This window comes from Caproiciproducens puteiluti (assembly GCF_052442865.1).
Taxonomy (GTDB): domain Bacteria; phylum Bacillota; class Clostridia; order Oscillospirales; family Acutalibacteraceae; genus Caproiciproducens.
Genome location: NZ_CP194790.1, coordinates 243314 through 266172, shown reverse-complemented (window position 1 = coordinate 266172; position 22859 = coordinate 243314). Strand labels below are relative to the sequence as shown.

Genomic DNA, 22859 nt, shown 5'->3' with positions numbered 1-22859 from the left:
CGCACCTCTCTAATATTTTAGTATTGAAGTAATCTGCTCTGCTTCGCCATGTACAAGGTTTTTCCTTGCTCGGACTACTACCAGAGCTCCGTTGCCATATTGGATATTCAAAGACTGAATCTTATAGCAGAATATTCTGCATTCCAACTTAGGCAATCCCCATTTAGGATAGATAAAACATGGCTTATTGCGTTCTCGGATACGACTTTCGTCATTTTCTGCTTATTGCAGTTAGCCGGTTAAGGGTACTTGTGATTTCCCGACTGGCATAGGAAACCACCTTTAACCGCATAGCGTTAATGGCCATTTTCCGCTATGGCCTTCGATACAGCACCTCTGACTATCGTTCAAGCAATCCAGCTTTTATCCTTATACGCAATGTTTCGTTTCGGCATTCATTCGCCACATAATGACTTGTGGAATTATGCCTTTTACAACATCAGTCTGACTGTGGCAAAGGTGCATAAAGACAGCTTCAGTGTTTCCATCATACCGCACACGGCTTCCTTAACAACGCTATCCAGCCGCCGTGTTGGGGATTCGGTCAATTTGGAAAATGACTGTATCGGCAAATATGTGGAACGTCTGATGGGAAGAGGATCGCAAAACCGCGATATTACAGCCGGATTTCTTACAAAATACGGCTTTTAGGAGGAATCAAAAATGTTTGAATTTAGCACTATCGAAGAGGTGTTGGAAGACCTTCGCTTTGGAAAGATCATTCTGGTTACAGACGATGAGGACAGAGAAAACGAGGGTGACTTTATCTGCGCTGCTGAGCTTGCTACAACCGAAAACGTAAATTTTATGGCGGTTCATGGCAAAGGTTTGATTTGTATGCCTATGAGCGAAGCGCTTTGTCGAAAGCTGCAATTTCCCCAAATGGTCAGCGACAACAAGGATAACCACGAAACAGCGTTTACGGTATCCGTTGACCATGTGGACACCACCACCGGCATTTCGGCAGTAGAGCGGAGCATTACCGCCTTGAAATGCGTAGCGGAGGATGCCAAGCCGGAGGATTTCCGTCGCCCTGGTCATATGTTTCCGCTCCGCGCGAAAAGAAACGGTGTATTGGATCGAAACGGACACACCGAAGCCACTGTGGATTTGATGCGGCTGGCCGGGCTAAAAGAATGCGGCCTTTGCTGCGAAATCATGCGGGAGGACGGAACTATGATGCGCACATCGGAGCTGATGGAGCTAGCGCAGAAATGGGGTCTTAAAATGATTACCATAAAAGCCCTTCAGGAATACCGAAAAAGAAATGATAAGCTTGTGGAACAGGTAACTTGTACCCCTATGCCTACAAAGTACGGCGATTTTAAGGCTTACGGATACATCAGCAAGCTCAACGGAGAACATCATGTGGCGCTGGTCAAGGGTGAGATCGGTGATGGAGAGAATCTGTTATGCCGGGTTCATTCTGAATGCCTGACTGGGGATACGTTTGGCTCCACGCGTTGTGACTGCGGTCAGCAGTTTGCAGCAGCCATGACACAAATCGAAAAAGAAGGACGGGGTATTCTGCTTTACATGCGTCAGGAAGGACGGGGTATTGGGCTCATTAATAAGCTACGCGCCTATGCGCTTCAGGATCAGGGAATGGATACTTTAGAAGCGAATCTTGCCCTTGGTTTTCCTGGAGATCGGCGGGAATACTTTATCGGCGCACAGATTCTTCGTGATCTTGGTGCAAAGAAATTACGCTTGCTTACCAATAACCCTGACAAGGTTTATCAGCTTTCTGGCTTCGGTATAGAAATCACCGAGCGTGTTCCTATCCAAATGGAGGCTACTGAACACGATTTATTCTACCTGAAAACCAAGCAGAAAAAAATGGGTCACATTTTAAACTACTAAGAATAAAGGAGACTACAACCATGAAAACTTTTGAAGGAAAACTCGTATCCAAGGACATTCGGATTGGCATTGTTGCCGCTCGTTTCAATGAATTTATTACAAGCAGGCTGCTGAGCGGCGCTCTTGATGGACTGAAACGCCATGAAGTCAGCGAGGAAAGCATTGATCTTGCATGGGTTCCCGGTGCATTTGAAATTCCACTCATTGCTTCCAAAATGGCGAAAAGCGGGAAATACGATGCAGTCATCTGCCTTGGTGCCGTGATTCGCGGCAGCACCACCCACTATGACTATGTTTGCAGTGAGGTCTCTAAGGGGATTGCCCATGTATCCCTGAACAGTGATGTTCCGGTGATGTTTGGCGTGTTAACAACAGAAAATATTGAGCAGGCAATTGAACGGGCTGGCACCAAGGCCGGAAACAAGGGCTTCGACTGTGCGGTTGGTGCGATTGAAATGGTAAACCTGATTCGAAATATGCAAGGCTGATATGGCGAATCTGATTTTTGATTATGACGGCACCTTGCACGAAAGTCTGTACATCTACGCACCCGCTTTCCGTCTCGGCTATCCGCATCTTGTCAGGAAGGGGCTGATCCCCGACAAAGATTTTTCCGACACTGGAATCAGCTCTGGCTTGATTTTTCCGCAAAAGACAGTGGGGAAACTTGATACCCGGGTTGCCACAGATGGAAAGAGATTTGTGCAGGGATCATTGGCGGGAGATGATACGTTCTCGTCAGACAGCGCATGGAGATAATCAGGAGTAGTGTTGGGAAAAAATTTGGGAATCGAGAGGTAAAACGCCCGATTCCCAAATAACAACTTTTATCCTTGTCGCTCCCACATGGCTTTTCGGAATTCCAGGGGCAATATGCCCTTGGCACTGCGGAACAGCTCGGCGAAATGCCCTGCGGCGGTATAGCCCACCGCTTTTGCCACCTCTCCAACCGGCAGGTCGGTATAGGCCAACAGATGCTCCGCTTGGTCAATGCGCACCCGCTGGATGTAGTCGGCCACAGTGCAGTCAAAGTAGATTTTGAAACAGCGTTTGAGCTTGGTTGTACCCATACAGGCGATCTTTGCCAGCATCTCGATGGAAAGGGAATCGGCATAATGGTCACCGATGTAAGCTGAGAGACTCTGGAGCATAACCTGGTCCGACTCTGGGACAGGCACTGTCCTGCGTTCATTTAGCTTCCGGTGCCGTTCGAAGACCAGAGAGAGTGCCTCTGCTGCCTTGGCATCATAATAAAGAGTAGCGGGCAGGCCCTGCCCCTGATATCGCCACAGTTCCCGCAGCAGCCGGGACATTTCAGGAAAGTCAGCTGTCTCGTCCAGGCTCCGAAAGGCGTCGGCAGGACTCTGGTAGAGATCGCCGAACTGTTCCTTTAAATAGGCCTCATAATAGGCCGGGCGGTATTCGATGCCGATGGAGCGGATGGGCACGCCCCGGTGAATGAGGGCACGATAGGGATGATAGCCCCCGAGAAAGCTCTTGACCACATGACAGTTCAGCTTCCGGTAGGGCTGAAGCTCCTCCCCGGAGATAGATTCATACCAGGTCACGCTCAGGCATTCCGGGATAGACATGTCCGTCACCGTGTCCTCCCGAAACCAGAAGTCGTGGATTTTGATGTTATAGCGGTCTCCCGCTTCGTAAACCCAGTAGTATCCGCCGCCGCCATCGCCTGTTAACTGCCAGCATTCACCCTCTGCAGGAAAACCCTCCGGCACGGGACAGGGCTTGAAGTGCATTGCTTCAAACAACTTCCGGTAGTAACTGCTTTTCGTTTCTTTCATGGACGCCTCCTGTTCCAATCGGACGTTTCTTTACCACAAAAAGACCGACTCTGTTAAAAGACATTGTACCAGAAAACCGACCGATATACAATACAGTCAGGCCAAATGGAAGGAGGGATTTCCTATGAAATCCGATAAAAAGGGCCTTGCGCTGCTGCTGGAATGGGCAGGAAAAGATCGGCGGTATCTCTATGCCTCAATCGTTCTGGCTCTGCTGTCCAGCCTTAGTACCATCGTCCCCTATTTTGCATTTTATAAAATCATCGACGCCGTGGTGCTGGGAACCTGCGACCTTGCCTTCGCCTTAAAATGGGCGGTCATCGTACTCATCGCCACGGCTGTAAGAGTGTGCTGCAACCTGGCGGCCACCCTCGCCTCCCACAGGGGCGCCTACAACACCCTGTTCCGGGTGCGCTGCATGGTGACCGAACATATGGCAAAGATGCCGCTGGGCGCCTTGAATGAACGCAGCACCGGCGAGATCAAGTACGTGATGAACGAGAGCATCGAAAAGCTGGAGTTGTTTTTGGCCCATAACCTGCCGGAGCTGGTGCTCTATCTCTCCGGGCCCATCGTTATGTTTCTCTATCTGCTCACGGTAAACGCGGCGCTGGCCCTGCTCAGTATTGTGCCGATCTTCCTTGTAGCCGCAGTGATGGCCCTTATGTTTCAGCGCTTCGGCAAGTTCATGCCCGAGGTCAACGCGAGCAGCGGGAATCTGTCCAGCTCCATCCATGAGTATGTGAACGGCATGCGCCTCATCAAGGCCTATCACATGGGCGCGCAGTCCTTCAAAAAGTATTCCTCCGCCATCGAGGCGCAGCACAGGATGTGGGGCGCCATTTCCAAAGCCACCGGGCCCCTCTACGCCGCCTATGTGGTGTTGCTGGAATGCGGTATTTTATTTCTTGTTCCTCTAGGCGGGTATTTCTTCGTCCACGGTTCCATCAGCGCCGGCGTGCTGCTGCTCTTCGCCTTTGTGGGAACGCAGTATCTCACCGATATCCGTCCGTTACAGGAGCTGGGGTCCAATTTGTCCTACGTGCTCAATGGAGTCAATCAGGTGAATGAAATCCTGGAAACCCCAGTGTTCGGCGACGGCCGGTCCTTTCCAAAACGGCACGACATCGAGCTTAGGAACATGTCCTTTTCCTATACGGAGGGCGAACCGGTACTGGAGCACGTGGATCTGCACATTGCCCACGGTGAGCGGGTCGCCTTTGTGGGGGTGTCCGGCGCAGGCAAAAGCACGCTGGTGCAGCTCATTTCCCGGTTCTACGATGTATCGGAGGGCGGCATCGCCATCGGGGGTGTGGATGTAAAGGATATCGACTACGAGCAGCTTCTGCAGAACATCTCGGTGGTGTTCCAGAGCAGCTTTCTCACCCGGGGCAGCGTGTTTGAAAACATCGCCATGGGCAACCGTGCCGTCACGCTGGAGGAGGTTCGTACCGCGGCACGAGAGGCTCAGATCGACGGGTTCATCATGTCTCTGCCGGACGGATATGAAACCAAAGTGGGCAGCTACGGCACCCGCTTCTCCGGGGGACAGAAGCAGCGTATCTGCATCGCCCGGGCCATTCTCAAAAATGCGCCTATCCTCATTCTGGATGAGGCAACCAGTGCCGCCGACCCGGAAAACCAGGTGGAGATTGACCGGGCTATTGAAAATCTTTGCCAGGGGAAAACCGTCATTATTGTGGCTCACCGGCTGGGCATTGTCCAGGGCTGTGACCGCATTGCGGTGGTGGAAAAACGCGGCATCAGCCGGATCGGCAGCTTTGACGATATGCGGGAGAACAATCCCTATTTCGCGGGGGCCTGGCGGGACTACAACGCCGCCCGGAGCATCCGCTACAGCCTGAAGGGAGGAAAAGAAGCATGAACCGTAATGTTTTTAAAATGGGAGGAAAACTGAAGGCCTCTATTGCGGGCGTTGTGATCGAGGGTTTGCTCGGCGGCTGCAATTTTCTGGTGCTGTTTCAGGTGCTGCACCTGATCTTTGACCAAAGCATCGGCTTTGACGATATATTGCGGGCCACCGGCATGCTGGTGCTGCTTTTTGCGCTTCGTCTCATCCTCTATATGACGGCTTATACCGGCAGCCAGACCGGCGGCGCGGATGCAAGCCGGAATATCCGCATTGCTATTGGAGATAAGCTTAAGCGCATCCCACTGGGCCTGTTCACCAAAAACCGTACCGGCTTTTATATCAACGCCGCTACCAGCGAGGTCGGGGATTACGAGCAGATATTGACACACAAGGCTGCGGACATCACTAAATACTGCATCCTGCTGTTTATGGTGGGCCTCTATGCCTGCACCCTGTACCTGCCCATTGGACTCATCGTCCTGACATCGACGCTGCTGATTATCCCGGCCATGGCGATGTCCATCCGGCAGGTACATATCTACGGCACCCGAAAAAATCAGGCTCGGGAGGAAAATGTCAGCGCCATCACCGAGTATCTCACCGGCAGCCAGACACTGCGCTCCTATGCGCTGGTGGGTGCCAAAAACGAATCGGTAACCGCCGCCATGCGAGAATATTCCAATGTCAGTTACGAATATGAAAAGGCAATTCTACCAATCGGATTCGGTTTTGTCTTCTGCAGCTATGTGGCGTTGGCGGCGGCCATCATACTGTCGGTGCAGGGTTGGCTTTCCGGCACGCTGGAGCCGGCCGCCGTGATTTTACTGATTATGCTGCCCATCTTTGTGGCGAAGCTGAACCTGACTCTGTTTATTGACCTGACAGCCTACCGCAATTTGCTTATCTCCAAAAAGAAGATCAGCGGCATCCTTGCGGAAGAGGAGGAACCGGACGAAGATGCTTCCTTCTCCCCCAAGAGCACCGAGATTCGGTTTAAGGACGTGGACTTCTCCTATGTGGAGGGAGAGCCGGTACTGCGCGGGGCCAGCTTTACCATTCCCGCGCGCAGCCTTACCGCCATCGTGGGCGACTCCGGCGCGGGCAAATCCACCATACTCAACCTGATCTCCAAGTATTACGCGCCCCAGCGCGGGAGCGTCACCATCGGCGGCTGCAGCATTGCAAACGCTCCGTCCGAGCAGGTACTGTCGTATATCAGCTTGGTGGATCAGGATGTATTCCTCTTCAACGATACGGTCCGCAATAACATTCGCTATGCCCGGCCGGGCGCCACTGATGCGGACATTGAGGCAGACTGCCGTCTTGCCAACTGTGACGGTTTTATTCAAGCGATGGAACAGGGCTACGACACCGGGATCGGTGAAAACGGCAACCGGCTCTCGGGCGGCGAGCGCCAGCGGCTCAGCGTGGCGCGGGCCATTCTGAAGGACAGCCCCATCATTTTGCTGGATGAGGCCACCGCCTCTCTGGACATTGAAAACGAACTGCTGGTGAAGCAGGCTGTGACAAATCTGCTTGATGCCGATAAAACCGTGGTGATGATCGCCCACACCCTGCCTATTGTGAAGCACGCGGACAAGATCCTGGTATTGGACGGCGGCTGCGTGACGGAGACCGGCACCCATGATGAACTGATCGCCGCCGGCGGGAAGTATGCGGCCATGTGGGCGGCGTCTCAGACATTGAGATAGAACGGCGTGTTCCAAACGGACGCTTTTTTATCACATTTGGACGAACCCCTTCCGCCCCAATTGCGAAACCGCATCATATTTTGTATGATGGGTTTCTGGTTAGCAATGTCTAACCAAATATCTATTGCCTCTTTCCTACAGCAATTCCATTTCAGTTTGCGAGACAAAACACGTTCTTTCCCCCGCCTTCGGCGGGGGAAAGAACGCAACCTTGTTGCAAAATCGACTGAAAATGCTGTAGTTACAGGACGGGGCAATGGCAAGAGGAGGTTTCTACATGGTAAATCAAAAAGTTTCCAATCAAAAGGGACTGACGGTCAAAGACCTGGTGACTACCGGTATTTTTGCAGCTCTCATTTGGGTGACGATGCTGATCGGCGGTCTGCCCTTTGCGCCGAATCCACTGCTGACATTTTATATGCCTTTGGGCGGCGCGCTGCTGGGTGGTCCTGTCTTTCTGCTGCTGGTGGCCAAGGTGCCCAAGCGCGGCCCCATTTCCATCGTCGGCATTTTGGCCGGTCTGATTTTTTTTGCCACCGGTATGCACTGGGCCATGGATCTGGGATATGTTCTGGGCGGTCTTCTGGGCGATCTGATTGCCGGAACCAAAAAGTACCGCAGCGTGAAGCTCAACATCGTGGCGTATATCTGCCTGTGTCTGGGCGCTACCGGCTCCTACATAGCGTTTTTTGCGGATCCCACTGCGTGGAACAGCCTGATGCTCAACGGGGGCACAGCCCAAAGCTATCTGGACGCCATGAACGGCGCGGCGCAGGGATGGATGCTGCCGGTGATCCTGCTGGGTACCGTTGTGGTCGGCGCTTTCAGCGGCTTCGTGGGCAGCAAACTGCTGAAGAAGCAGTTTGAAAAGGCTGGCATTACCGCATGAGCGGTAGAATAAAAGCGGGACTGTGGTTTGATCCGAGGACAAAACTCCTTATGCTGCTTTTGACTGCACTGGGCGCCACTATGGCGCCCAGTCTTATGTATGAGCTGGGTCTGGTGGTGCTGGTGGCCTTGATGGCGCTGATGTGCGGTGAGTGGAGGAAGGCCGCACTCGGCCTTCCGGCCTACCTGCTTTTTTATCTGCTGACCCTTGCTGTCATGCGGACAGACAGTTCGTCACTTCAAACCACGCTGATGGCTTTTCTGGGCCTCTTCCATAAGGTCTATCCCTGTGGTTTTTTGGCAGGGATTATGATCTCCACAACAAAAGTCAGCGAGTTCCTCTCTGCCATGAGCCGTATCCACGCGCCGAAAAAGCTGGTAATCCCCTTCGCCGTGATGCTGCGCTATATGCCCGCCATCCGGGAGGACTGGCATTTTATCAAGGATGCCATGCAGCTGCGGGATGTGTCCCCCAACCTTGCGGGACTTCTGACCCACCCGGCCAGGACGGTAGAGTGCGTATATGTTCCCCTGATGATGGCGGCCTCCAAGGCAGCGGACGAGCTCTCCATCGCCTCGGTCACCCGGGGCATTGAAAATCCCCGCCCCCGCACCTGCCTGGTGCAAATCCGTTTTCGGGCGGCGGATGTCCTCGCCGTTGGATGCTTCGCCGCGTATCTTGCGGCAGGACTGTTTTGGAAGGAGGCGTTTTTATGATTGAATGGAAGGACGTTTCCTTCACCTACCCCGGCCAGGAATCCGATGGGTTGCAGCAGGTAAACCTCAGCATTTCCGCGGGCGAGTGCGTTCTTTTCTGCGGTCGCAGCGGCTGCGGGAAAACCACCATGCTGAGGCTGGTCAACGGCCTGATTCCGAGCTTCTTTCCCGGCGAGGGAGACGGCGCGGCGTATTTGGAAGGGCAGGACTGCTCGGAAATCCCAATGTACCGTCTGGCGGAACGTGTTGGATCGGTATTCCAGAATCCGCGAACGCAGTTTTTCAACGTAGATACCGACAGTGAGATCGCCTTCGGCATGGAAAACCAGGCACTTCCGCCGACGGAATTGGCGCGGCGGGTGGAACAGACCGCCCGAGAACTGAGCCTTGAGGCGCTGCGGGGAAGAAGTATCTTTGCCCTTTCCGGCGGGGAGAAGCAGAAAATCGCTTTTGCCTCCGTCTATGCCATGAACCCGGACATCTATTTGCTGGATGAACCCTCCTCCAATCTGGATATGGACTCCATTCGCGCGCTCAAGGAGTACTTAAAGCTCATCAAGGCCCAGGGAAAAACCATCTTGATTGCGGAACATCGGCTTTACTACCTCATGGAGCTGGTGGACAAAATCGTCTATCTGGAGCGGGGACGGATCAAAGGAATCTATACGCCAAAAGAACTGGCCGCGCTTTCACAGGGGCAACGGGCTTCCATGGGCCTGCGCGCCGTGAATCTGCAGCAGCTTCGTCCGCAAAAACGTGCGAAAAGCGCACAGGTACCGATTCTGGCGCTGAAAAATGTAAGGCTATGCTACCAGAAAAAGGCGGTGCTGGAAAACATCTGCCTGCAGGCCGCCCGCGGGGAAATCATCGCCGTGGTAGGGCACAACGGCACCGGCAAGACCACCTTTTCCCGGGCTCTCTGCGGCCTGCACAAGGGCTGCGAGGGAGAGTTTCTTTGGGACGGGAAGCCCCTCAACGCCAAGACTCGCCGAAAACGGTCTTATCTCGTTATGCAGGATGTGGGATACCAATTGTTTGCGGAAAGTGTGGAAAAGGAGTGTGTGTTCGGGATCAAAAACCCGAATGCGGCGCTGGCGGACAGGACATTGGAGGATCTGGGGCTCTCTTCTTTCCGGGAGAAGCACCCCAACACCCTGTCCGGCGGACAGAAGCAGCGCCTGGCTGTGGCGGTGAGTATGGTGTGTGGCAAGGACATTCTGGTGTTCGACGAGCCGACCAGCGGCCTCGATCACGACAGCATGACCCAGGTGGCAGCCCTGATGGAGCGGTTGGCGGAGCAGGGCGGCATCCTGTTTGTGGTGACCCACGATTATGAGCTGGTTTGCCGGGTCTGTACCCGGGTTGTCCATTTTGATGAAGGCGAAATGCCGGACGATCTGCCCGTTACAGTGGAGAACGAGAGGAAAATACGAGAACTGTTTCATCTTCAACCGTAATTATGGCGTCGGTTCTTGGGACACCAGCGATTCGCCATCATATCAGTGAGATTCGCAAGGCTTTGGTGGAGTTGAGCTGACGGGACCGCATTGAAACAGTTTGGGGCATTGGGTATAAATAGATAGGAAGGATCGGCGCTGTTGCCGATCCTTCCTATTTTATCGTTTCCTGTCGGACACTTTCCTTGTAGTCGATTTACGAAAATCTAATCTTTGACTCATGATATTTAGGGCAGCACCGCGTAACGGGAGAAAAGGACCTGCGGGAAGAACAAAAGGAGTACGATTTTCCAGATACAGAATTGTGACCGGGGCTCCGGATACCCTTTGCCTTTTCACCTGCCATCCTGTTCCGTAAGAGCGGCGGAAATGGCATCCGCTGTCGGCGGACACCCTTTCACCTGCTTTGACGCACCGTCGCAGCAGCGGCCGATGCCTAACCCCTCAAATTTTTTTCCTCTCCAACCCTGACCGATGGCGATGGGAATGCCGTGATCTCCGCCGCAAGCATATAGCGCGCGCACCAGGCCCGCGTAGCATGCCGAACAGGCCGAATCCTGCCGAATGCCGGCCGTGAGCCGCGCCACTTTTCCGCTCGGCTTCGGGTATCCGCCGCCCTGCGTAGGGTCGTTCAAACGGATCATATCTTCCTCGCGGAGCTCTGCTGTACCGGCTCCCCACTGTTCGGCAAGCTTAATATAAGGAACCTCGGAAAGAGAAAGCCCCATCAGCCGGCAGCCGTAGGCGTCCAGATGAACCGGGTCCTCCCCCAGATACATGCGTCCGGTGAAAACAGGATTTCCCCCTTCTTCAAAGTCCAGATCGCCGCAGATGCTGTCCACAATCGTAAGGGACGGCCGCAAAACGCTCGCAAGAGCGGCAATCGGTTTCATAAGCCCGTCTGCATGGAAACGCCGCTTCTCCCGATCGGGAAGACAGCCCTTACAGTTTTTCAGGGCACAGGTCATGACCGTCTGACAGTGGCCCTTCAGAACGGGCAGATTGATCAGATACCCCGCGTCCAGGGCACGGTTACAGATTTCCATCGGCCGAAACGGGGTATCCACGGTCCGAGCCTGATCACGCTTGAGGTCGTAAAAGGGAACGCCGTATTTACGGCTGATCTCTTCATACCCGGCAGCCCGGCAAGCCCGGTCGGTCCTGTCTCCGACCCAGGAGCCTTCGATAATGCTGATCTTCCGGATGCCGTGATCCTTCAGATATTCGATTGCCCCGGACAGGACGCCCGCATGGGTGGTGGCCCCGGATTCAGCGGACTTTGCCACCACCAGATTGGGTTTGAGAGCTACCTCAGCGCCCGAAGGAATTTTCTTAACGACTTCGGCCGCCTCCATAAGGGCCTTCGTCATGGAAAATGCATCGCTGCCAAAGATCTCATAGATTTTACCCATGAAATGATCATTTCCTTTCTAAAACTGTTTTGGGGACACATGGAAAGATGATTCACACGTTCTTGCCTCTTTTTAGATCGTCATGGCGATGGAGATGCCTGCCGTGACCAGCGCCGCCATGAAAAGCGGAATCATGCCGTCGAAATATCCCGCTCGGTCTCCAAGATTGTAGTACAGCACATAGCAGACGAGGCTGATCAGCGTGGCGACTCCGATCACAACGGCGAAGACGACCGCCGACTCATGCGGGAACCGGCCCGCTCCATAAAGCGTGTTGATCTCCGACAGCGCCAGCACCGCCCACCCGACGATGAGCAACAGCTCCGTCGTCACCTGCCTCTGAAAGAGCAGACCCGTGACCGCCAGCAGGACGAGATAAGCGGCGATACCGCCCCATAAAAGCAGCCCGCTTGGAAAAAGTGCTGCCTCGACGGATGCAGATCGGAGCCCTTTTACCGCCAGAACGATTGCGGCCAGTCCCGCGACAAAGGCCGGAATCAGGAGCCATCCCGTTTTCATGCCCTTAATAGCTCCGGTGGGTTTGAACGCCAGCAGCCACCAGGCCAGATAAAATGCACAGCAGATGATCAGGAGAATATTGCCCCAAAAAATCTGCCTTTCAGAAAAATCCAGATTACGAATCGCCAAATCTTGTCACCCCTTTGTTTTTCAGAGCTATCTGCTCCGGGAACACCCCAATTTTATTTCTATTTTACCATTCCTTTGCGTATAAGAAAAGACAAAGTACCTTTTTCAGATATACTTTGTCTTCAGACCAAACGGAGGCCATCTGGCCAATTCATGCGGCACGAAACGTCATTTATAAACGCAATCAAAAGAAAAATTTATTACACGACCCCTTGTTATATTCGTTTATTTATGTTAAAATAAGCACAAAGTAATGACATACGATGTCCTACATAATATTTGCTTTTTGAATTCGAATAGCGACGATTGAACGGAATGTCGCCTATTCGGTGAAATAAAACAACGAGGTGTGAACTATGTTTGAAGTTGTGGCCGAGAATCAAAAACCTTTAGCTGAACAGGTGGCCGATCAAATTATTCAGTTAATCGTCAGTCAAAATCTTATATACGGCCAAAAGCTGCCAAATGAATTTGAACTTGCAGACAGCCTGAAGGTTGGGCGGGGAACTGTGAGAGAAGCCGTTAAACTGCTGGTTTCACGTAATGTGCTTGAAATCCGCAGGGGTAAAGGGACGTTCGTTTCACAGGAGCCGGGTATTATAAAAGACCCGCTGGGGCTTGCTTTCTTTAGGGATAAATACAAACTGGCACTTGATTTGATGGAAATCCGATATATATTCGAACCTCAAATTGCGGCGTTAGCCGCGGACAGAGCTACAAAAGCAGATATTGCCGAGATGAATCGACTGTGTGTTGAAATTGAGGATCTCGTGAAAGCCGGCGAGAATTACACGAAAACAGACGTGGAATTGCACACCCGCATCGCGCAAAGTACGCGGAATCTCGTCATGCCCAACCTTATTCCGATCATTAATAATGGTATTGTGCTGTTTAATGTTTTCCCCTATCAGGTAGAACGGATGGATGCTTTACAGATTCATCATGAAATTATTGATGCGATCGAGGCACGCGATGCAGCGAGGGCAAGCAATGCGATGATAAGGCATCTGGCCTACAACAGAAGGAATCTGCAGGGGCTTAAAAACGTATATGAAAAAGAACAGGTCGCTGACCAGCCGATTGTAGAAAAATAGAATGTAAAAAGGCCTCTGTCATTTACAGTGTATTGTAAATGACAGAGGCCTTTTTTTGTATCTGGCCGAGGATAGAACTTTTATAAAATTAGCACAAAAGCGGCGAGGATATTTTATTAGACAATTATTTATATATGAGTTGACAATAATTGTGTAAAGTGATAATATAAACTCAAAATTAATACGACGTCACACGTCTTACGCTAAGTATTTCAGAAGCTGCATTGTGCTTTATTCCGTAAAGCAAACAAGACAGCAGATGAGGTATGGATCGTTTCAATGGGATAAGAACAGGACTGCCGATTGTTTTATTAAAAGCAGTCGCACCTGCCTTGAATACATATAAAATAGTTGCTTTCTTTTTTCAGTGTTGTTTACGGTTATATTCTGGTTTGCCATTGTCACCATGATCGTTTTCTCAATGAGGAATTCCTGAGTATCTCAAACCTAAACTTTTTGCTTGGCCTATGATTGGCATAGGCTTGACAATTTAAGTTTATAAAGACCTAAAAAAAGAAAGAAGGAAAAATTAAAATGAAGACACGCAGACTCATCGCATTCACAATGGCAATAGCAATGACTGCACTGGCCGGATGCTCTACCACTGCGCCAACTCAGACCCAAGCTCCGGCTTCGGCAAGCTCGGAAGCCGCTCCCCAGGCCTCGACCGGCAATGCCAGCGCCGGATTTGATGGATCCGTTACTTTTGGTGTGGTCGCTCCTATAACCGGTACCAACAAGATGGTAGGTGAGTACGTAGTAAACGGTGCAAAGCTTGCCTTGAAGGACATCAATGCTGCCGGCGGCATTAACGGCAAAGAGCTGAAACTGGTCTTCGAGGATGAGGTCGACAATCAGCAGGCTTCCGTAAATGCAATGGTCAAGATCATGAACTATCCTGATGTTGTTTCTTTCTTTGGTTCTACTTATTCCGCTAATTGTATTGCAGCTTCTCCTAACGTTCTTGAAAAGAAAATCCCAATGTTTGCAGGCGGTTCTTCCGCAAACATCCCCAAAAAGGGCAATCCGTATGTGTGGCAGGATCGTATGACCGATGACCAGTCGGGTGTCCTTCTTGCAAAGGCCGCGACGGAAAATCTTAAAATCAAGAACCCCGCCATTCTCTATTCTACCGAGAGCTTCGGAACCGGCCTGAGGGATCAGACAATCAATGCGTTGAAAGCATTAGGGATCGTAGTTCCGGAAAAAAACCAATATGGATTTGTTAATGACGAGAAAAACTTTGCCCCGATGATCAGTCAAATTCAGAACTCCGATGTCGATGGTTTGATTGCAATCGGGAATCAGATGCCTGCCGCTGTTATCTGCCAGCAAATTGACGCCGCCGGCCTGACTATTCCGATGATCGGATCGTCTTCCTGGGCTTCCGCTGTCTGCCGCCAGAATGCGGGCGCTTCCGCCAATGGATGGTACGCTGTCGCTGACTGGACTGTCGAAGTCTCCACCGATGAAGGCAAAACATTTGCCAAGGAATATAAAGACACTTACAATGCAGACTCCGACATGCCGGCTGTAGCGGTATATGATTCCATCATGCTCTTCAAAAAGGCTTGTGAAATCGCAAAGACCACCGCAGACAAGGAAGCCATTAATAACGCCCTTAAGGAAATCAAGGATTACAAAGGAGCTATGTCTACCTACACGTACTCTGAAAATCATTGCTTCAGCACCAGCCAGTTCTTAACTGTCAACAAAGATGGTCTTGCTACGATGGTCGGCACAGTTAAAACCAGATAGCATTTTCAAAACCGACTTTTAGTTGATGAAAACGACGAATAAGACGTAAACAACCGCACGAGGACATATCCCAAAATGATGAACTTATTTTGGGATATGCTTCTTCAGAAAATGGTTGGCAGTTATTTCCACGTTTTTTAGAAAGAAGATAGAAAGGGTAATGAAACAATTTCGCTTTTCATTATACGAGGTGGAGCAATGAATATAAACACCATAGTGTCCTTGGCGGTAAATGGAATCTCCATGGGGATGATTTATGCTCTGATGGCAATGGGATTAATTCTCTTAATCAGGGCGATCGGCGTAATGAATTTTGCACAGGGCGACCTGCTGATGTTCGGCGCGTTTATCACTTGCTGGCTTACTGTAGACCTGAAGCTGCCGCTCTGGGCAATGATTCCGCTATCGATTGCATGCTTTGTAGTTGTCGGAATTATCTTTATGTTCACAGCTTACTGGCCCCTCAGAAATGCATCATACCCAGCGGCGACCGTTATCTCAACGATGGGAGCGGCAATGGCCCTTAAAGAAATTGCGACGCTGATATGGGGAAGCCTGCCGCGTTCCATGCCGCCGCTTATGAAAAATCCGGCAACCGGCAAGGCGGCCGTTTTAAAAATAGGGTCCATTACCATTCAGTGGCAGTTTATACTCACAATTATTGTGGGATCCGTTTTTATCTATCTTGTATTTGTTCTGTTTGACAAGCTTTATGCCGGACGAATGATGCAGGCAGCCGCGCAGGACAAGTATGCGGCGGAACTACTTGGAATCCCTACCATTCTAACGACTATGGCGACCTATGTCATTGTTGTCGCTCTGGCATCCACAGGCGGATATATGATTGCCCCGATTTTTATGGTCAGCAATACGCTTGGCACGTTACAGCTCCGCGCGTTCGCCGGTGTCGTAATCGGCGGATTCGGAAATATAAAGGGAGCAATCCTCGGTTCATTATTAATTGGTGTGGTTGAAGCTTTCAGTACCATTCAGTTTTCACAGTACAAAGACGCTGTTGTTTTCCTTGTTCTGATTGTATTTCTATTAGTCAGGCCTCAGGGATTGTTCGGCGAAAAAATTGCAGATAAGGCGTGAGAAGAAAAATGAAAAAAATGAAATCTTACATAAAGCCATCTTCATTTCTTATTTTCATTGCGTTGGCAATATTCGTAGCGCTGGTTCCCGCGGTAAATCAAGGTTATTCGATGATGATTTTAAATCTGGGCTTAATTTATTCCATTGCTACCTACGGGCTTTCCGTAATGCTCGGCTTGGGCGGACAGCTTTCTTTCGCGGCGGTCTCCTTTATGGGCCTTGGGGCTTATTTCACGGCAAACCTGTGCTCAGGACGCTTGGGCTTCTGGGTCGATACCTCTCTTACGCTCTTACTCGTTCTGATTATATCTACAGTGGTGGCATTTCTCATTGGAATGATCCTTTTCCGTCTAAGCGGTACCTATTTTACCTTCGGTACGATCGGCCTGGTACAGGTCACATGGTCATTCTACCTTAGTTACAAGCCTTTATTCGGCGGGCCTGACGGGATCTCAAACGTTGCCACGCTTAGAATTTTTGGCTGGTCGCCCGTGGACTATAACCAATGGTTCTATGTTCTGGTAGTGATTGTGCTGATTGTGGCAATTCTGGTGGAACGCATACGGCGCTCCCAGCTTGGACGTTCGCTTTCAGCGATCCGCGACAATGAGATCGCGGCACAGACGCTGGGAATTAATGTTTACATGACCAAAGTGATTGCCTTTACCATTGCAGGAGTGCTTGCGGCACTGGCAGGTTCTCTTTATGCGATGCACAGTCAATTTGTATCTTCCGATATGTTTACCTTTGAACGCGCGACTTCATACATCATCATGGCAATGCTGGGCGGCGTTAACAACACATTCGGCGTTTTTGTCGGCTCGGTGCTTGTCACAATGCTTCCGGAGTGGCTCAGAGGAATGCAGAGGTACCTGCAGCTGATTTATGGTGTGGGGGTCATCTTGTTAATGGTGTTCATGCCGATGGGACTTGCCGGTCTGGCCGGAAATTTCGGCAAAAGCATCAAGCGAAAACTCCGTTCGGCTGCTGTAAAGAAGGCCCCGGCAGAAAAGGAGGATGCAAAGCAATGAATCCAATTTTAAGATTAGATAAAGTGTGCAAACGGTTCGGCGGCGTCATAGCTGCGGATGATGTGACCTTTTCCGTAATGCCCGGCGAAATTCACGGACTAATAGGACCTAACGGCGCAGGAAAAAGTACGCTGATGAATCTCATAAGCGGAATATACATTCCCGACAGCGGCTCAATCTTTCTGGATGAAAAGGATATCTCCAATGTTTCCTCTCATATGCGTGCCCGCATGGGTATTGGGCGCACCTTTCAAACGCCGCGCTTTTTGCAGCGCTCGAGCATCAGGGATAATCTGCTTTTGGGCACCGATCTTGCCAATCAAATGGGCTACCTGAAAAGCTATTTCGGAAAAAAAGGTTCCAACTTCGAAGAAGAACTTGACAGATTGATGAAATATCTGGACTTCACTTTTGATTGGGACGAGGATATCAATGGGCTTGCCTATGGGCAGAGAAAGCAATTGGAAATTGTGCGTTCCATGCTCACGCACCCGAAGATCATGTTGGTTGACGAGCCCGCCGCCGGTCTGAACAACAAAGAAATCGACGACGTTATGGCGCTTCTTAACTTCGCCGCCAAGGAGTTTGGTATCGGCGTTCTATTGATCGAGCATTCGATGGATATGATTATGAATATCTGTGAGGATATTGTCGTTATTTGTTTCGGGAAAGTAATCGCAATGGGCGGACCCTCGAAAATTTCGTGTGACGAGGCTGTTATAGAAGCTTACTTGGGGAGGGATCTGGATGCTTCAAATTCGTGATTTACATGCTTATTATGGGCCTATTGAAGCACTTAAAGGCATTGATATAACGGTTAAGGAAGGAAAGATTACCTGTTTGATTGGCAGCAACGGTGCAGGAAAAACCACACTCCTCAAATCGATTTCCGGCATGATCAAACGCACAGGCTCGATCGTCGTGAAGGGAGATGGAGAAATTATCGATAAAAATTCCCGTTATATCGCCAATCACAGAATCATCCATGTTCCGGAGGGGCGGCATATATTTCCCGGTCTTTCAGTAAAAAACAACCTGGAAGTCGGCACTATCAACTGGCATGGATTCTTCGGAAGGCAATCCTACGCAAACGAGCTGGAAGAAGTTTATTCTCTTTTTCCACGCTTGAAGGAGCGCGAAAACCAGCTTGGCTGGAGCCTTTCGGGCGGCGAGCAGCAGATGCTTGCAATCGGACGGGCGATGATGGCCAAACCAAAGATACTGATGCTCGACGAGCCGTCGATGGGGCTTGCCCCCATTGTTATTTCCGAATTGTTCGAAAAAATCGTGCAAATCAACCAACAGGGTATGACCATTCTGCTTGTGGAGCAGAACGCACGTCTCGCGCTGCAGGTATCCGATTTTACATATATCATTGACAGCGGAAAGGGAATCCTCAGCGGGCCCTCTTCTGACCTGAAGAATGATTCCCGGGTCATTGAGGCGTATCTTGGGAAAGCAGTTCAAAAATGCGATTGATCTTATTCCTGTGGAGAATTTTTAAATATTTGATAATAAAAGGAGTGAACGGCACCTGCCGAAAGGTGCGAATGTTATGAAAGCTTTAGTAAAATACGCAGCCGGTCCCGGAAATATGGAAATCAGGGATATCCCTGAGCCGAAGGCCGAAGAAGGACAAATTAAAATTAAGGTTTTAGAGGCCGGAATCTGTGGCTCTGATTTGCACATCTACCATAGTGATATTGCAATCCCGGTGAATCCTCCCGTGGTTACGGGGCATGAATTTTCGGGAGTCATTGCTGAAATAGGCGAAGGAGTTAGCGGATTTTCTGTAGGAGACCGTGTCGTTTCAGAGACTGCCTACGATTTTTGCGGGGTTTGCGATTATTGCCGTGAAGGATATTATAACCTATGTGTGGAACGCAAAACGCTCGGCTACTGGTACAATGGTATTTTCGCCAGCTATACGGTAGTGCCTGCCGCACGTGTGCTGAAAATTCCGGACAATGTTTCCGATACCTCCGCTGCAATGGCGGAGCCTCTTGCGTGCGTCTGCCACGCGGTCTATGATCTGTGCAGAATTGTCCCGGGTGACCTGGTGCTGGTCTCCGGTCCCGGCGCAATAGGGATGATGGCAATGCAGGTGGCGAAAGCGCATGGCGCTACGGTTATTATCAGCGGGACCAATGTTGATATTCCCCGTCTTGAGCTGGCAAAGAAGCTGGGAGCGGATTATACCGTTAATTTGCATACCGAAAACCTGGAAGAAGTTATTAATAAGCTGTCCAACAACTACGGCGTCGATGTTGTGCTGGAATGTTCGGGTGCTGCTCCCGCTATCAATTCCGGACTGAATTTGATCAAAAAACGCGGTTATTTCACTCAAATCGGACTGGCAGGAAAGAAGATTGAGTTTGATATTGAGAAGATCAATTACAAGGAACTGCATTTTTCCGGATCTTTAGGTTCCCGCAACTACAACTGGAGAAGAGCGTTAAAGCTTTTGGCCGACGGACAGGTGAATCTTGAACCTTTGGCGGATACAAAGCTTCCGCTGACCGAATGGGAGACCGCATTTGAGCGGTTTGAAAAGAAGGAAGGCTGTAAGTTCTTTCTGCTCCCCATAGAGGAATGATATTTTTCATCTCCATGAATAAAAGCACCGGAATAATATGCCGATATGGCAGGCTTCATAAACAAAAAAAGAGGAGATTTTCATATGAGTTTATCCACAGCCAAAAAGGGCGAGATGAATGCGCTATGCCTTAAATTCCGCACGGATCTGATAGAATTGCTTCATTCCATCCAGACCGGCCATCCGGGAGGTTCGCTGTCTGTGTGTGAAATACTGACTGCACTTTATTTTGAAAAGGCGAAGGTCGACCCGAAAAATCCACAGTGGCCGGAAAGAGACCGCATTGTGCTCACCAAAGGACATGCTGCGCCAATGCTCTACCGAGTTTTGGCCGAAAAAGGTTTTTTCCCTGTCGAAGAGATGAAAACCCTTCGACAGCTCAACTCCCATCTGCAGGGCCATCCCTGCGCGCTGGAGACTCCCGGAGTCGAGCTTTCCACCGGGCCGCTTGGAATCGGGCTGGCTGCGGCAGTCGGCATGTGCGTTGGACTGAAGCTTTCCAATATTGACGCCACCGTTTACGCCATTATGGGAGACGGAGAATTGGATGAGGGAACTGTCTGGGAGGCATGCATGAGTGCGGCCAAATTTAAGACCGACAACCTGGTTGCTATTCTCGACTACAATCATGTCCAGCTCGACGGCACTTCGGATGAAATTATGCCGATGGGCGATGTAAACGCGAAATTTGCTTCTTTTGGATTTGAAGTGTTCAACTGTGACGGACACGATGTCGACGCCATCTGTGAAGCGATTGATAAAGCAAAAACTGTTAAAGGAAAACCGTCCGTCATCATTGCCGAAACCATAAAAGGAAAAGGAATTTCCTTTATGGAAGGAAAAAACGCTTGGCACGGCAGGGCAATTAATGACGAAGAATACAAATTGGCAATGGCTGAATTGAGAGGTGACAAATAATGGGAAGAGCAATTAGGGACGTATACGGGGACTCACTCCTCAACTACGGAAAAGAAAACAAGGATGTTGTCGTCCTCGACGCTGACGTGTCCAGTTCGACAAAGTCCGGTGTCTTTGGAAAAGCATTTCCCAATCGCTTTTTTAACGTTGGAATCGCTGAGTCAAACATGGTCGGTATGGCAGCGGGTCTTTCTACAATCGGGAAAATTCCCTTTGTGAATACATTTGCCGTGTTTCTTACCTCTATCGGCTTGATTGGTGCAAGATCGTTCGGCTCTTATTCCAAACTGAATATTAAATTTATGGGTGCCTACGGCGGATTATCAGATGCCTTCGACGGACCGAGCCACCACTCGCTTGAAGATGTCGCGATCATGCGCTCTCTGCCAAACTTTCAGGTGTTTGTAGCAACGGATGAATATCAGACGGACTGGCTGGTTAAAAACGCCATTGAAGTAAATGCCCCAATGTATATCAGATTGTCCAGAGATGCCACTCCTACCGTTTATTCTGCCGATACAAAATTTGAAACGGGAAAAGGCATGGTTTTGCGCGAAGGTACGGACGCCACGATTATTGCCTGTGGCGTTATGGTCGGTCAGGCAGTCGCCGCCGCTGAAGAACTTGCCAAAAAAGGCGTTCAAGTAGGCGTTGTGGATATGTTCAGTATCAAGCCTATCGATAAGGAACTGATTCTGGAGTCAGCGAAGAAAACAGGCGCAATTATTACTGCGGAAGAGCATACCGTCATCGGCGGGCTTGGCGGCGCGGTTGCGGAAGTGCTGACAGCCGGCGGCGCTAAAGTAGCGCAGGAGTTTGTCGGTGTACGGGATTGTCACGCAGAGTGTGGACCTTATTCGGGACTCCTTAAAAAATATGGCCTTGATGTGGCTGACGTTGTAGCGGCCGTTGAAAAGGCAATTGCAAGAAAGTGAGTATATCTCTATGAAAAAAGCAATATTTACCGCACCCTTCAAGATTGGATTTCAGGAAACGGAGATTCCGTCAATCAGCGATGATGAAGTATTACTGAAAGTAATCAGTATTGGCATATGCGGTTCGGATATCCAGATGTATCACGGCAGACACAAGTACATGACTTATCCGGTTGTTCCGGGGCATGAGGTTGGTTCAGTGATTGTCAAGGTCGGAGCAAATGTGACCGGCTTTCAGGTGGGAGAACGCGTTTCGGTCGAACCGCAAATCACCTGCGGCCATTGCTATCCCTGCTCAATAGGACGGTTCAACGTTTGTGAAAATTTGAAGGTCAAAGGGGTCCACGCCGATGGCTTTGCCGCAGAATATGCTGCAATTGAACCCCGTTTCCTTCACCACTGCCCGGAAAACATGGACTTTGACCTGATCACCCTTGTGGAACCGCTTGCTGTTGGAGTCGGATCTGTTAAACGCTCCCATTACGAAGGTGCCAATATCGCCATTATCGGAGCAGGCACCATCGGTAATCTGGTCGCTCAGTCCGCGCAGGCGCTGGGGGCCGGCAGTGTACTTGTGACCGACTTTGTAGACGGCAGGCTGGATTTTGCAAAAGCGTGCGGCATTCAGCACTGCGCTAACACCAGGGATATTGGTTTAAAGCAAGCGATTGAAAATACATTCGGAGAAAGAAAAGCGGACGTCATTATAGACTGTGCCGCTACAAGAGGCTCCTTTATGTCTGCCATGGAAGCGAGCCGACCCAGCTCGGAGATTGTAATTACGGGAAATTACAAGGAGCCAATGGAACTGGAAGTACCCCGTATTCAGCGCAGAGAAGTTTCTGTCATCGGCCATATGATGTATGTCCGTGAGGATTTCGCCGACGCAATCCGGTTCCTTTCCGAAGGAAAGGTTAAGACGGCCGGCTTCATTTCCCAGCGCTTCCCGTTTGACGACTTTGATAAGGCGTTTGCATTCATTGATGAGCATCCAAACGATGTCATGAAAGCAGTCGTCAATATTGGTACTTATTAATTTTATACCGGCCGGATAAAGCTG

At 50.4% G+C, this 22859-nt stretch carries 22 protein-coding genes; 19 read left to right on the top strand and 3 right to left on the bottom strand.

The window, feature by feature from the left end; genetic code table 11:
• Positions 1–315: 315 nt before the first annotated feature.
• The 4 genes from ACRQU7_RS01260 to ACRQU7_RS01245 are packed head-to-tail and all read left to right on the top strand — an operon-like array spanning position 316 to position 2622.
• Positions 316–651 (top strand): hypothetical protein, encoded by a 336-nt coding sequence (locus ACRQU7_RS01260; RefSeq protein ID WP_444643128.1) that lies wholly within the window; start codon positions 316–318, stop codon positions 649–651.
• A gap of 12 nt (positions 652–663) precedes the next feature.
• Positions 664–1863, top strand: coding sequence for a bifunctional 3,4-dihydroxy-2-butanone-4-phosphate synthase/GTP cyclohydrolase II (locus ACRQU7_RS01255; protein WP_444643126.1), 1200 nt, complete (start codon positions 664–666; stop codon positions 1861–1863).
• Between the two features lie 20 nt (positions 1864–1883).
• Positions 1884–2351 carry a 6,7-dimethyl-8-ribityllumazine synthase gene (ribH, locus tag ACRQU7_RS01250; protein ID WP_444643124.1) on the top strand — a complete coding sequence of 156 codons (468 nt, stop codon included), beginning with the start codon at positions 1884–1886 and terminating at the stop codon, positions 2349–2351.
• A 1-nt stretch (position 2352) separates the two neighbouring features.
• Positions 2353–2622: a hypothetical protein gene (locus tag ACRQU7_RS01245; RefSeq protein WP_444643122.1), complete on the top strand. Its 270-nt coding sequence runs from the start codon at positions 2353–2355 to the stop codon at positions 2620–2622.
• 68 nt (positions 2623–2690) lie between these two features.
• Here ACRQU7_RS01245 and ACRQU7_RS01240 read toward each other — a convergent pair whose 3' ends face one another.
• Positions 2691–3665, bottom strand: coding sequence for a helix-turn-helix domain-containing protein (locus ACRQU7_RS01240; protein WP_444643120.1), 975 nt, complete (start codon positions 3663–3665; stop codon positions 2691–2693).
• A 124-nt stretch (positions 3666–3789) separates the two neighbouring features.
• Between ACRQU7_RS01240 and ACRQU7_RS01235 the strand changes: the two genes are divergently transcribed.
• The 5 genes from ACRQU7_RS01235 (at position 3790) to ACRQU7_RS01215 (ending at position 10312) form a co-directional block, all read left to right on the top strand.
• The gene (locus ACRQU7_RS01235; protein WP_444643118.1) at positions 3790–5550 is read left to right on the top strand and encodes an ABC transporter ATP-binding protein; all 1761 of its coding nucleotides are present in this window, start codon (positions 3790–3792) and stop codon (positions 5548–5550) included.
• On the top strand, positions 5547–7250 hold the full coding sequence (locus ACRQU7_RS01230; RefSeq protein WP_444643116.1) for an ABC transporter ATP-binding protein: 1704 nt from the start codon (positions 5547–5549) through the stop codon (positions 7248–7250). The genes ACRQU7_RS01235 and ACRQU7_RS01230 overlap by 4 nt, the downstream gene beginning before the upstream one ends.
• A 277-nt stretch (positions 7251–7527) precedes the next feature.
• Positions 7528–8139, top strand: coding sequence for an MptD family putative ECF transporter S component (locus ACRQU7_RS01225; protein ID WP_444643114.1), 612 nt, complete (start codon positions 7528–7530; stop codon positions 8137–8139).
• Positions 8136–8855 (top strand): energy-coupling factor transporter transmembrane component T, encoded by a 720-nt coding sequence (locus ACRQU7_RS01220; protein ID WP_444643112.1) that lies wholly within the window; start codon positions 8136–8138, stop codon positions 8853–8855. Before ACRQU7_RS01225 ends, ACRQU7_RS01220 begins: the two co-directional genes overlap by 4 nt.
• Positions 8852–10312: an ABC transporter ATP-binding protein gene (locus ACRQU7_RS01215; RefSeq protein WP_444643110.1), complete on the top strand. Its 1461-nt coding sequence runs from the start codon at positions 8852–8854 to the stop codon at positions 10310–10312. Before ACRQU7_RS01220 ends, ACRQU7_RS01215 begins: the two co-directional genes overlap by 4 nt.
• A 335-nt stretch (positions 10313–10647) precedes the next feature.
• Here ACRQU7_RS01215 and ACRQU7_RS01210 read toward each other — a convergent pair whose 3' ends face one another.
• Both ACRQU7_RS01210 and ACRQU7_RS01205 read right to left on the bottom strand, forming a co-directional pair.
• On the bottom strand, positions 10648–11724 hold the full coding sequence (locus ACRQU7_RS01210; RefSeq protein ID WP_444643108.1) for a DUF362 domain-containing protein: 1077 nt from the start codon (positions 11722–11724) through the stop codon (positions 10648–10650).
• 72 nt (positions 11725–11796) lie between these two features.
• Complete coding sequence (locus ACRQU7_RS01205; RefSeq protein ID WP_444643106.1) at positions 11797–12372, bottom strand: hypothetical protein; 576 nt, start codon at positions 12370–12372, stop codon at positions 11797–11799.
• Positions 12373–12728: 356 nt separating this feature from the next.
• Here ACRQU7_RS01205 and ACRQU7_RS01200 point away from each other — a divergent pair, with 356 nt between their 5' ends.
• The 10 genes from ACRQU7_RS01200 (at position 12729) to ACRQU7_RS01155 (ending at position 22835) form a co-directional block, all read left to right on the top strand.
• Positions 12729–13466 carry a FadR/GntR family transcriptional regulator gene (locus ACRQU7_RS01200; RefSeq protein WP_444643104.1) on the top strand — a complete coding sequence of 246 codons (738 nt, stop codon included), beginning with the start codon at positions 12729–12731 and terminating at the stop codon, positions 13464–13466.
• Positions 13467–14000: 534 nt separating this feature from the next.
• Positions 14001–15224 carry an ABC transporter substrate-binding protein gene (locus ACRQU7_RS01195; protein ID WP_444643102.1) on the top strand — a complete coding sequence of 408 codons (1224 nt, stop codon included), beginning with the start codon at positions 14001–14003 and terminating at the stop codon, positions 15222–15224.
• 198 nt (positions 15225–15422) lie between these two features.
• Positions 15423–16319: a branched-chain amino acid ABC transporter permease gene (locus tag ACRQU7_RS01190; RefSeq protein ID WP_444643100.1), complete on the top strand. Its 897-nt coding sequence runs from the start codon at positions 15423–15425 to the stop codon at positions 16317–16319.
• 110 nt (positions 16320–16429) lie between these two features.
• Complete coding sequence (locus tag ACRQU7_RS01185) at positions 16430–17350, top strand: branched-chain amino acid ABC transporter permease (RefSeq protein WP_444643098.1); 921 nt, start codon at positions 16430–16432, stop codon at positions 17348–17350.
• A complete protein-coding gene (locus tag ACRQU7_RS01180) occupies positions 17347–18114 on the top strand; it encodes an ABC transporter ATP-binding protein (RefSeq protein WP_444643096.1) in 768 nt (255 codons plus the stop codon). Before ACRQU7_RS01185 ends, ACRQU7_RS01180 begins: the two co-directional genes overlap by 4 nt.
• Complete coding sequence (locus ACRQU7_RS01175) at positions 18098–18829, top strand: ABC transporter ATP-binding protein (RefSeq protein ID WP_038322145.1); 732 nt, start codon at positions 18098–18100, stop codon at positions 18827–18829. Before ACRQU7_RS01180 ends, ACRQU7_RS01175 begins: the two co-directional genes overlap by 17 nt.
• A 76-nt stretch (positions 18830–18905) precedes the next feature.
• Entirely contained in the window at positions 18906–19946 is a 1041-nt protein-coding gene (locus ACRQU7_RS01170) for a zinc-dependent alcohol dehydrogenase (RefSeq protein WP_444643093.1), read from the top strand.
• A gap of 84 nt (positions 19947–20030) precedes the next feature.
• Positions 20031–20864, top strand: coding sequence for a transketolase (locus ACRQU7_RS01165; RefSeq protein ID WP_444643091.1), 834 nt, complete (start codon positions 20031–20033; stop codon positions 20862–20864).
• A complete protein-coding gene (locus ACRQU7_RS01160; protein WP_444643089.1) occupies positions 20864–21799 on the top strand; it encodes a transketolase family protein in 936 nt (311 codons plus the stop codon). The genes ACRQU7_RS01165 and ACRQU7_RS01160 overlap by 1 nt, the downstream gene beginning before the upstream one ends.
• 10 nt (positions 21800–21809) lie before the next feature.
• A complete protein-coding gene (locus ACRQU7_RS01155) occupies positions 21810–22835 on the top strand; it encodes a zinc-dependent alcohol dehydrogenase (protein WP_444643087.1) in 1026 nt (341 codons plus the stop codon).
• The last annotated feature ends 24 nt before the right edge of the window (positions 22836–22859 follow it).

What these genes read in the sequence shown, in the direction of transcription:
- ACRQU7_RS01260 (WP_444643128.1), top strand. Translation starts at nt 316, where the DNA reads ATGGCCTTCGATACAGCACCTCTGACTATCGTTCAAGCAATCCAGCTT.
- ACRQU7_RS01190 (WP_444643100.1), top strand. Translation starts at nt 15,423, where the DNA reads ATGAATATAAACACCATAGTGTCCTTGGCGGTAAATGGAATCTCCATG.
- ACRQU7_RS01210 (WP_444643108.1), bottom strand. Translation starts at nt 11,724, where the DNA reads ATGGGTAAAATCTATGAGATCTTTGGCAGCGATGCATTTTCCATGACG.
- ACRQU7_RS01175 (WP_038322145.1), top strand. Translation starts at nt 18,098, where the DNA reads ATGCTTCAAATTCGTGATTTACATGCTTATTATGGGCCTATTGAAGCA.
- ACRQU7_RS01180 (WP_444643096.1), top strand. Translation starts at nt 17,347, where the DNA reads ATGAATCCAATTTTAAGATTAGATAAAGTGTGCAAACGGTTCGGCGGC.
- ACRQU7_RS01235 (WP_444643118.1), top strand. Translation starts at nt 3,790, where the DNA reads ATGAAATCCGATAAAAAGGGCCTTGCGCTGCTGCTGGAATGGGCAGGA.
- ACRQU7_RS01165 (WP_444643091.1), top strand. Translation starts at nt 20,031, where the DNA reads ATGAGTTTATCCACAGCCAAAAAGGGCGAGATGAATGCGCTATGCCTT.
- ACRQU7_RS01220 (WP_444643112.1), top strand. Translation starts at nt 8,136, where the DNA reads ATGAGCGGTAGAATAAAAGCGGGACTGTGGTTTGATCCGAGGACAAAA.
- ACRQU7_RS01170 (WP_444643093.1), top strand. Translation starts at nt 18,906, where the DNA reads ATGAAAGCTTTAGTAAAATACGCAGCCGGTCCCGGAAATATGGAAATC.
- ACRQU7_RS01240 (WP_444643120.1), bottom strand. Translation starts at nt 3,665, where the DNA reads ATGAAAGAAACGAAAAGCAGTTACTACCGGAAGTTGTTTGAAGCAATG.
- ACRQU7_RS01185 (WP_444643098.1), top strand. Translation starts at nt 16,430, where the DNA reads ATGATGATTTTAAATCTGGGCTTAATTTATTCCATTGCTACCTACGGG.
- ACRQU7_RS01155 (WP_444643087.1), top strand. Translation starts at nt 21,810, where the DNA reads ATGAAAAAAGCAATATTTACCGCACCCTTCAAGATTGGATTTCAGGAA.
- ACRQU7_RS01245 (WP_444643122.1), top strand. Translation starts at nt 2,353, where the DNA reads ATGGCGAATCTGATTTTTGATTATGACGGCACCTTGCACGAAAGTCTG.
- ACRQU7_RS01255 (WP_444643126.1), top strand. Translation starts at nt 664, where the DNA reads ATGTTTGAATTTAGCACTATCGAAGAGGTGTTGGAAGACCTTCGCTTT.
- ACRQU7_RS01160 (WP_444643089.1), top strand. Translation starts at nt 20,864, where the DNA reads ATGGGAAGAGCAATTAGGGACGTATACGGGGACTCACTCCTCAACTAC.
- ACRQU7_RS01215 (WP_444643110.1), top strand. Translation starts at nt 8,852, where the DNA reads ATGATTGAATGGAAGGACGTTTCCTTCACCTACCCCGGCCAGGAATCC.
- ribH (WP_444643124.1), top strand. Translation starts at nt 1,884, where the DNA reads ATGAAAACTTTTGAAGGAAAACTCGTATCCAAGGACATTCGGATTGGC.
- ACRQU7_RS01200 (WP_444643104.1), top strand. Translation starts at nt 12,729, where the DNA reads ATGTTTGAAGTTGTGGCCGAGAATCAAAAACCTTTAGCTGAACAGGTG.
- ACRQU7_RS01230 (WP_444643116.1), top strand. Translation starts at nt 5,547, where the DNA reads ATGAACCGTAATGTTTTTAAAATGGGAGGAAAACTGAAGGCCTCTATT.
- ACRQU7_RS01225 (WP_444643114.1), top strand. Translation starts at nt 7,528, where the DNA reads ATGGTAAATCAAAAAGTTTCCAATCAAAAGGGACTGACGGTCAAAGAC.
- ACRQU7_RS01195 (WP_444643102.1), top strand. Translation starts at nt 14,001, where the DNA reads ATGAAGACACGCAGACTCATCGCATTCACAATGGCAATAGCAATGACT.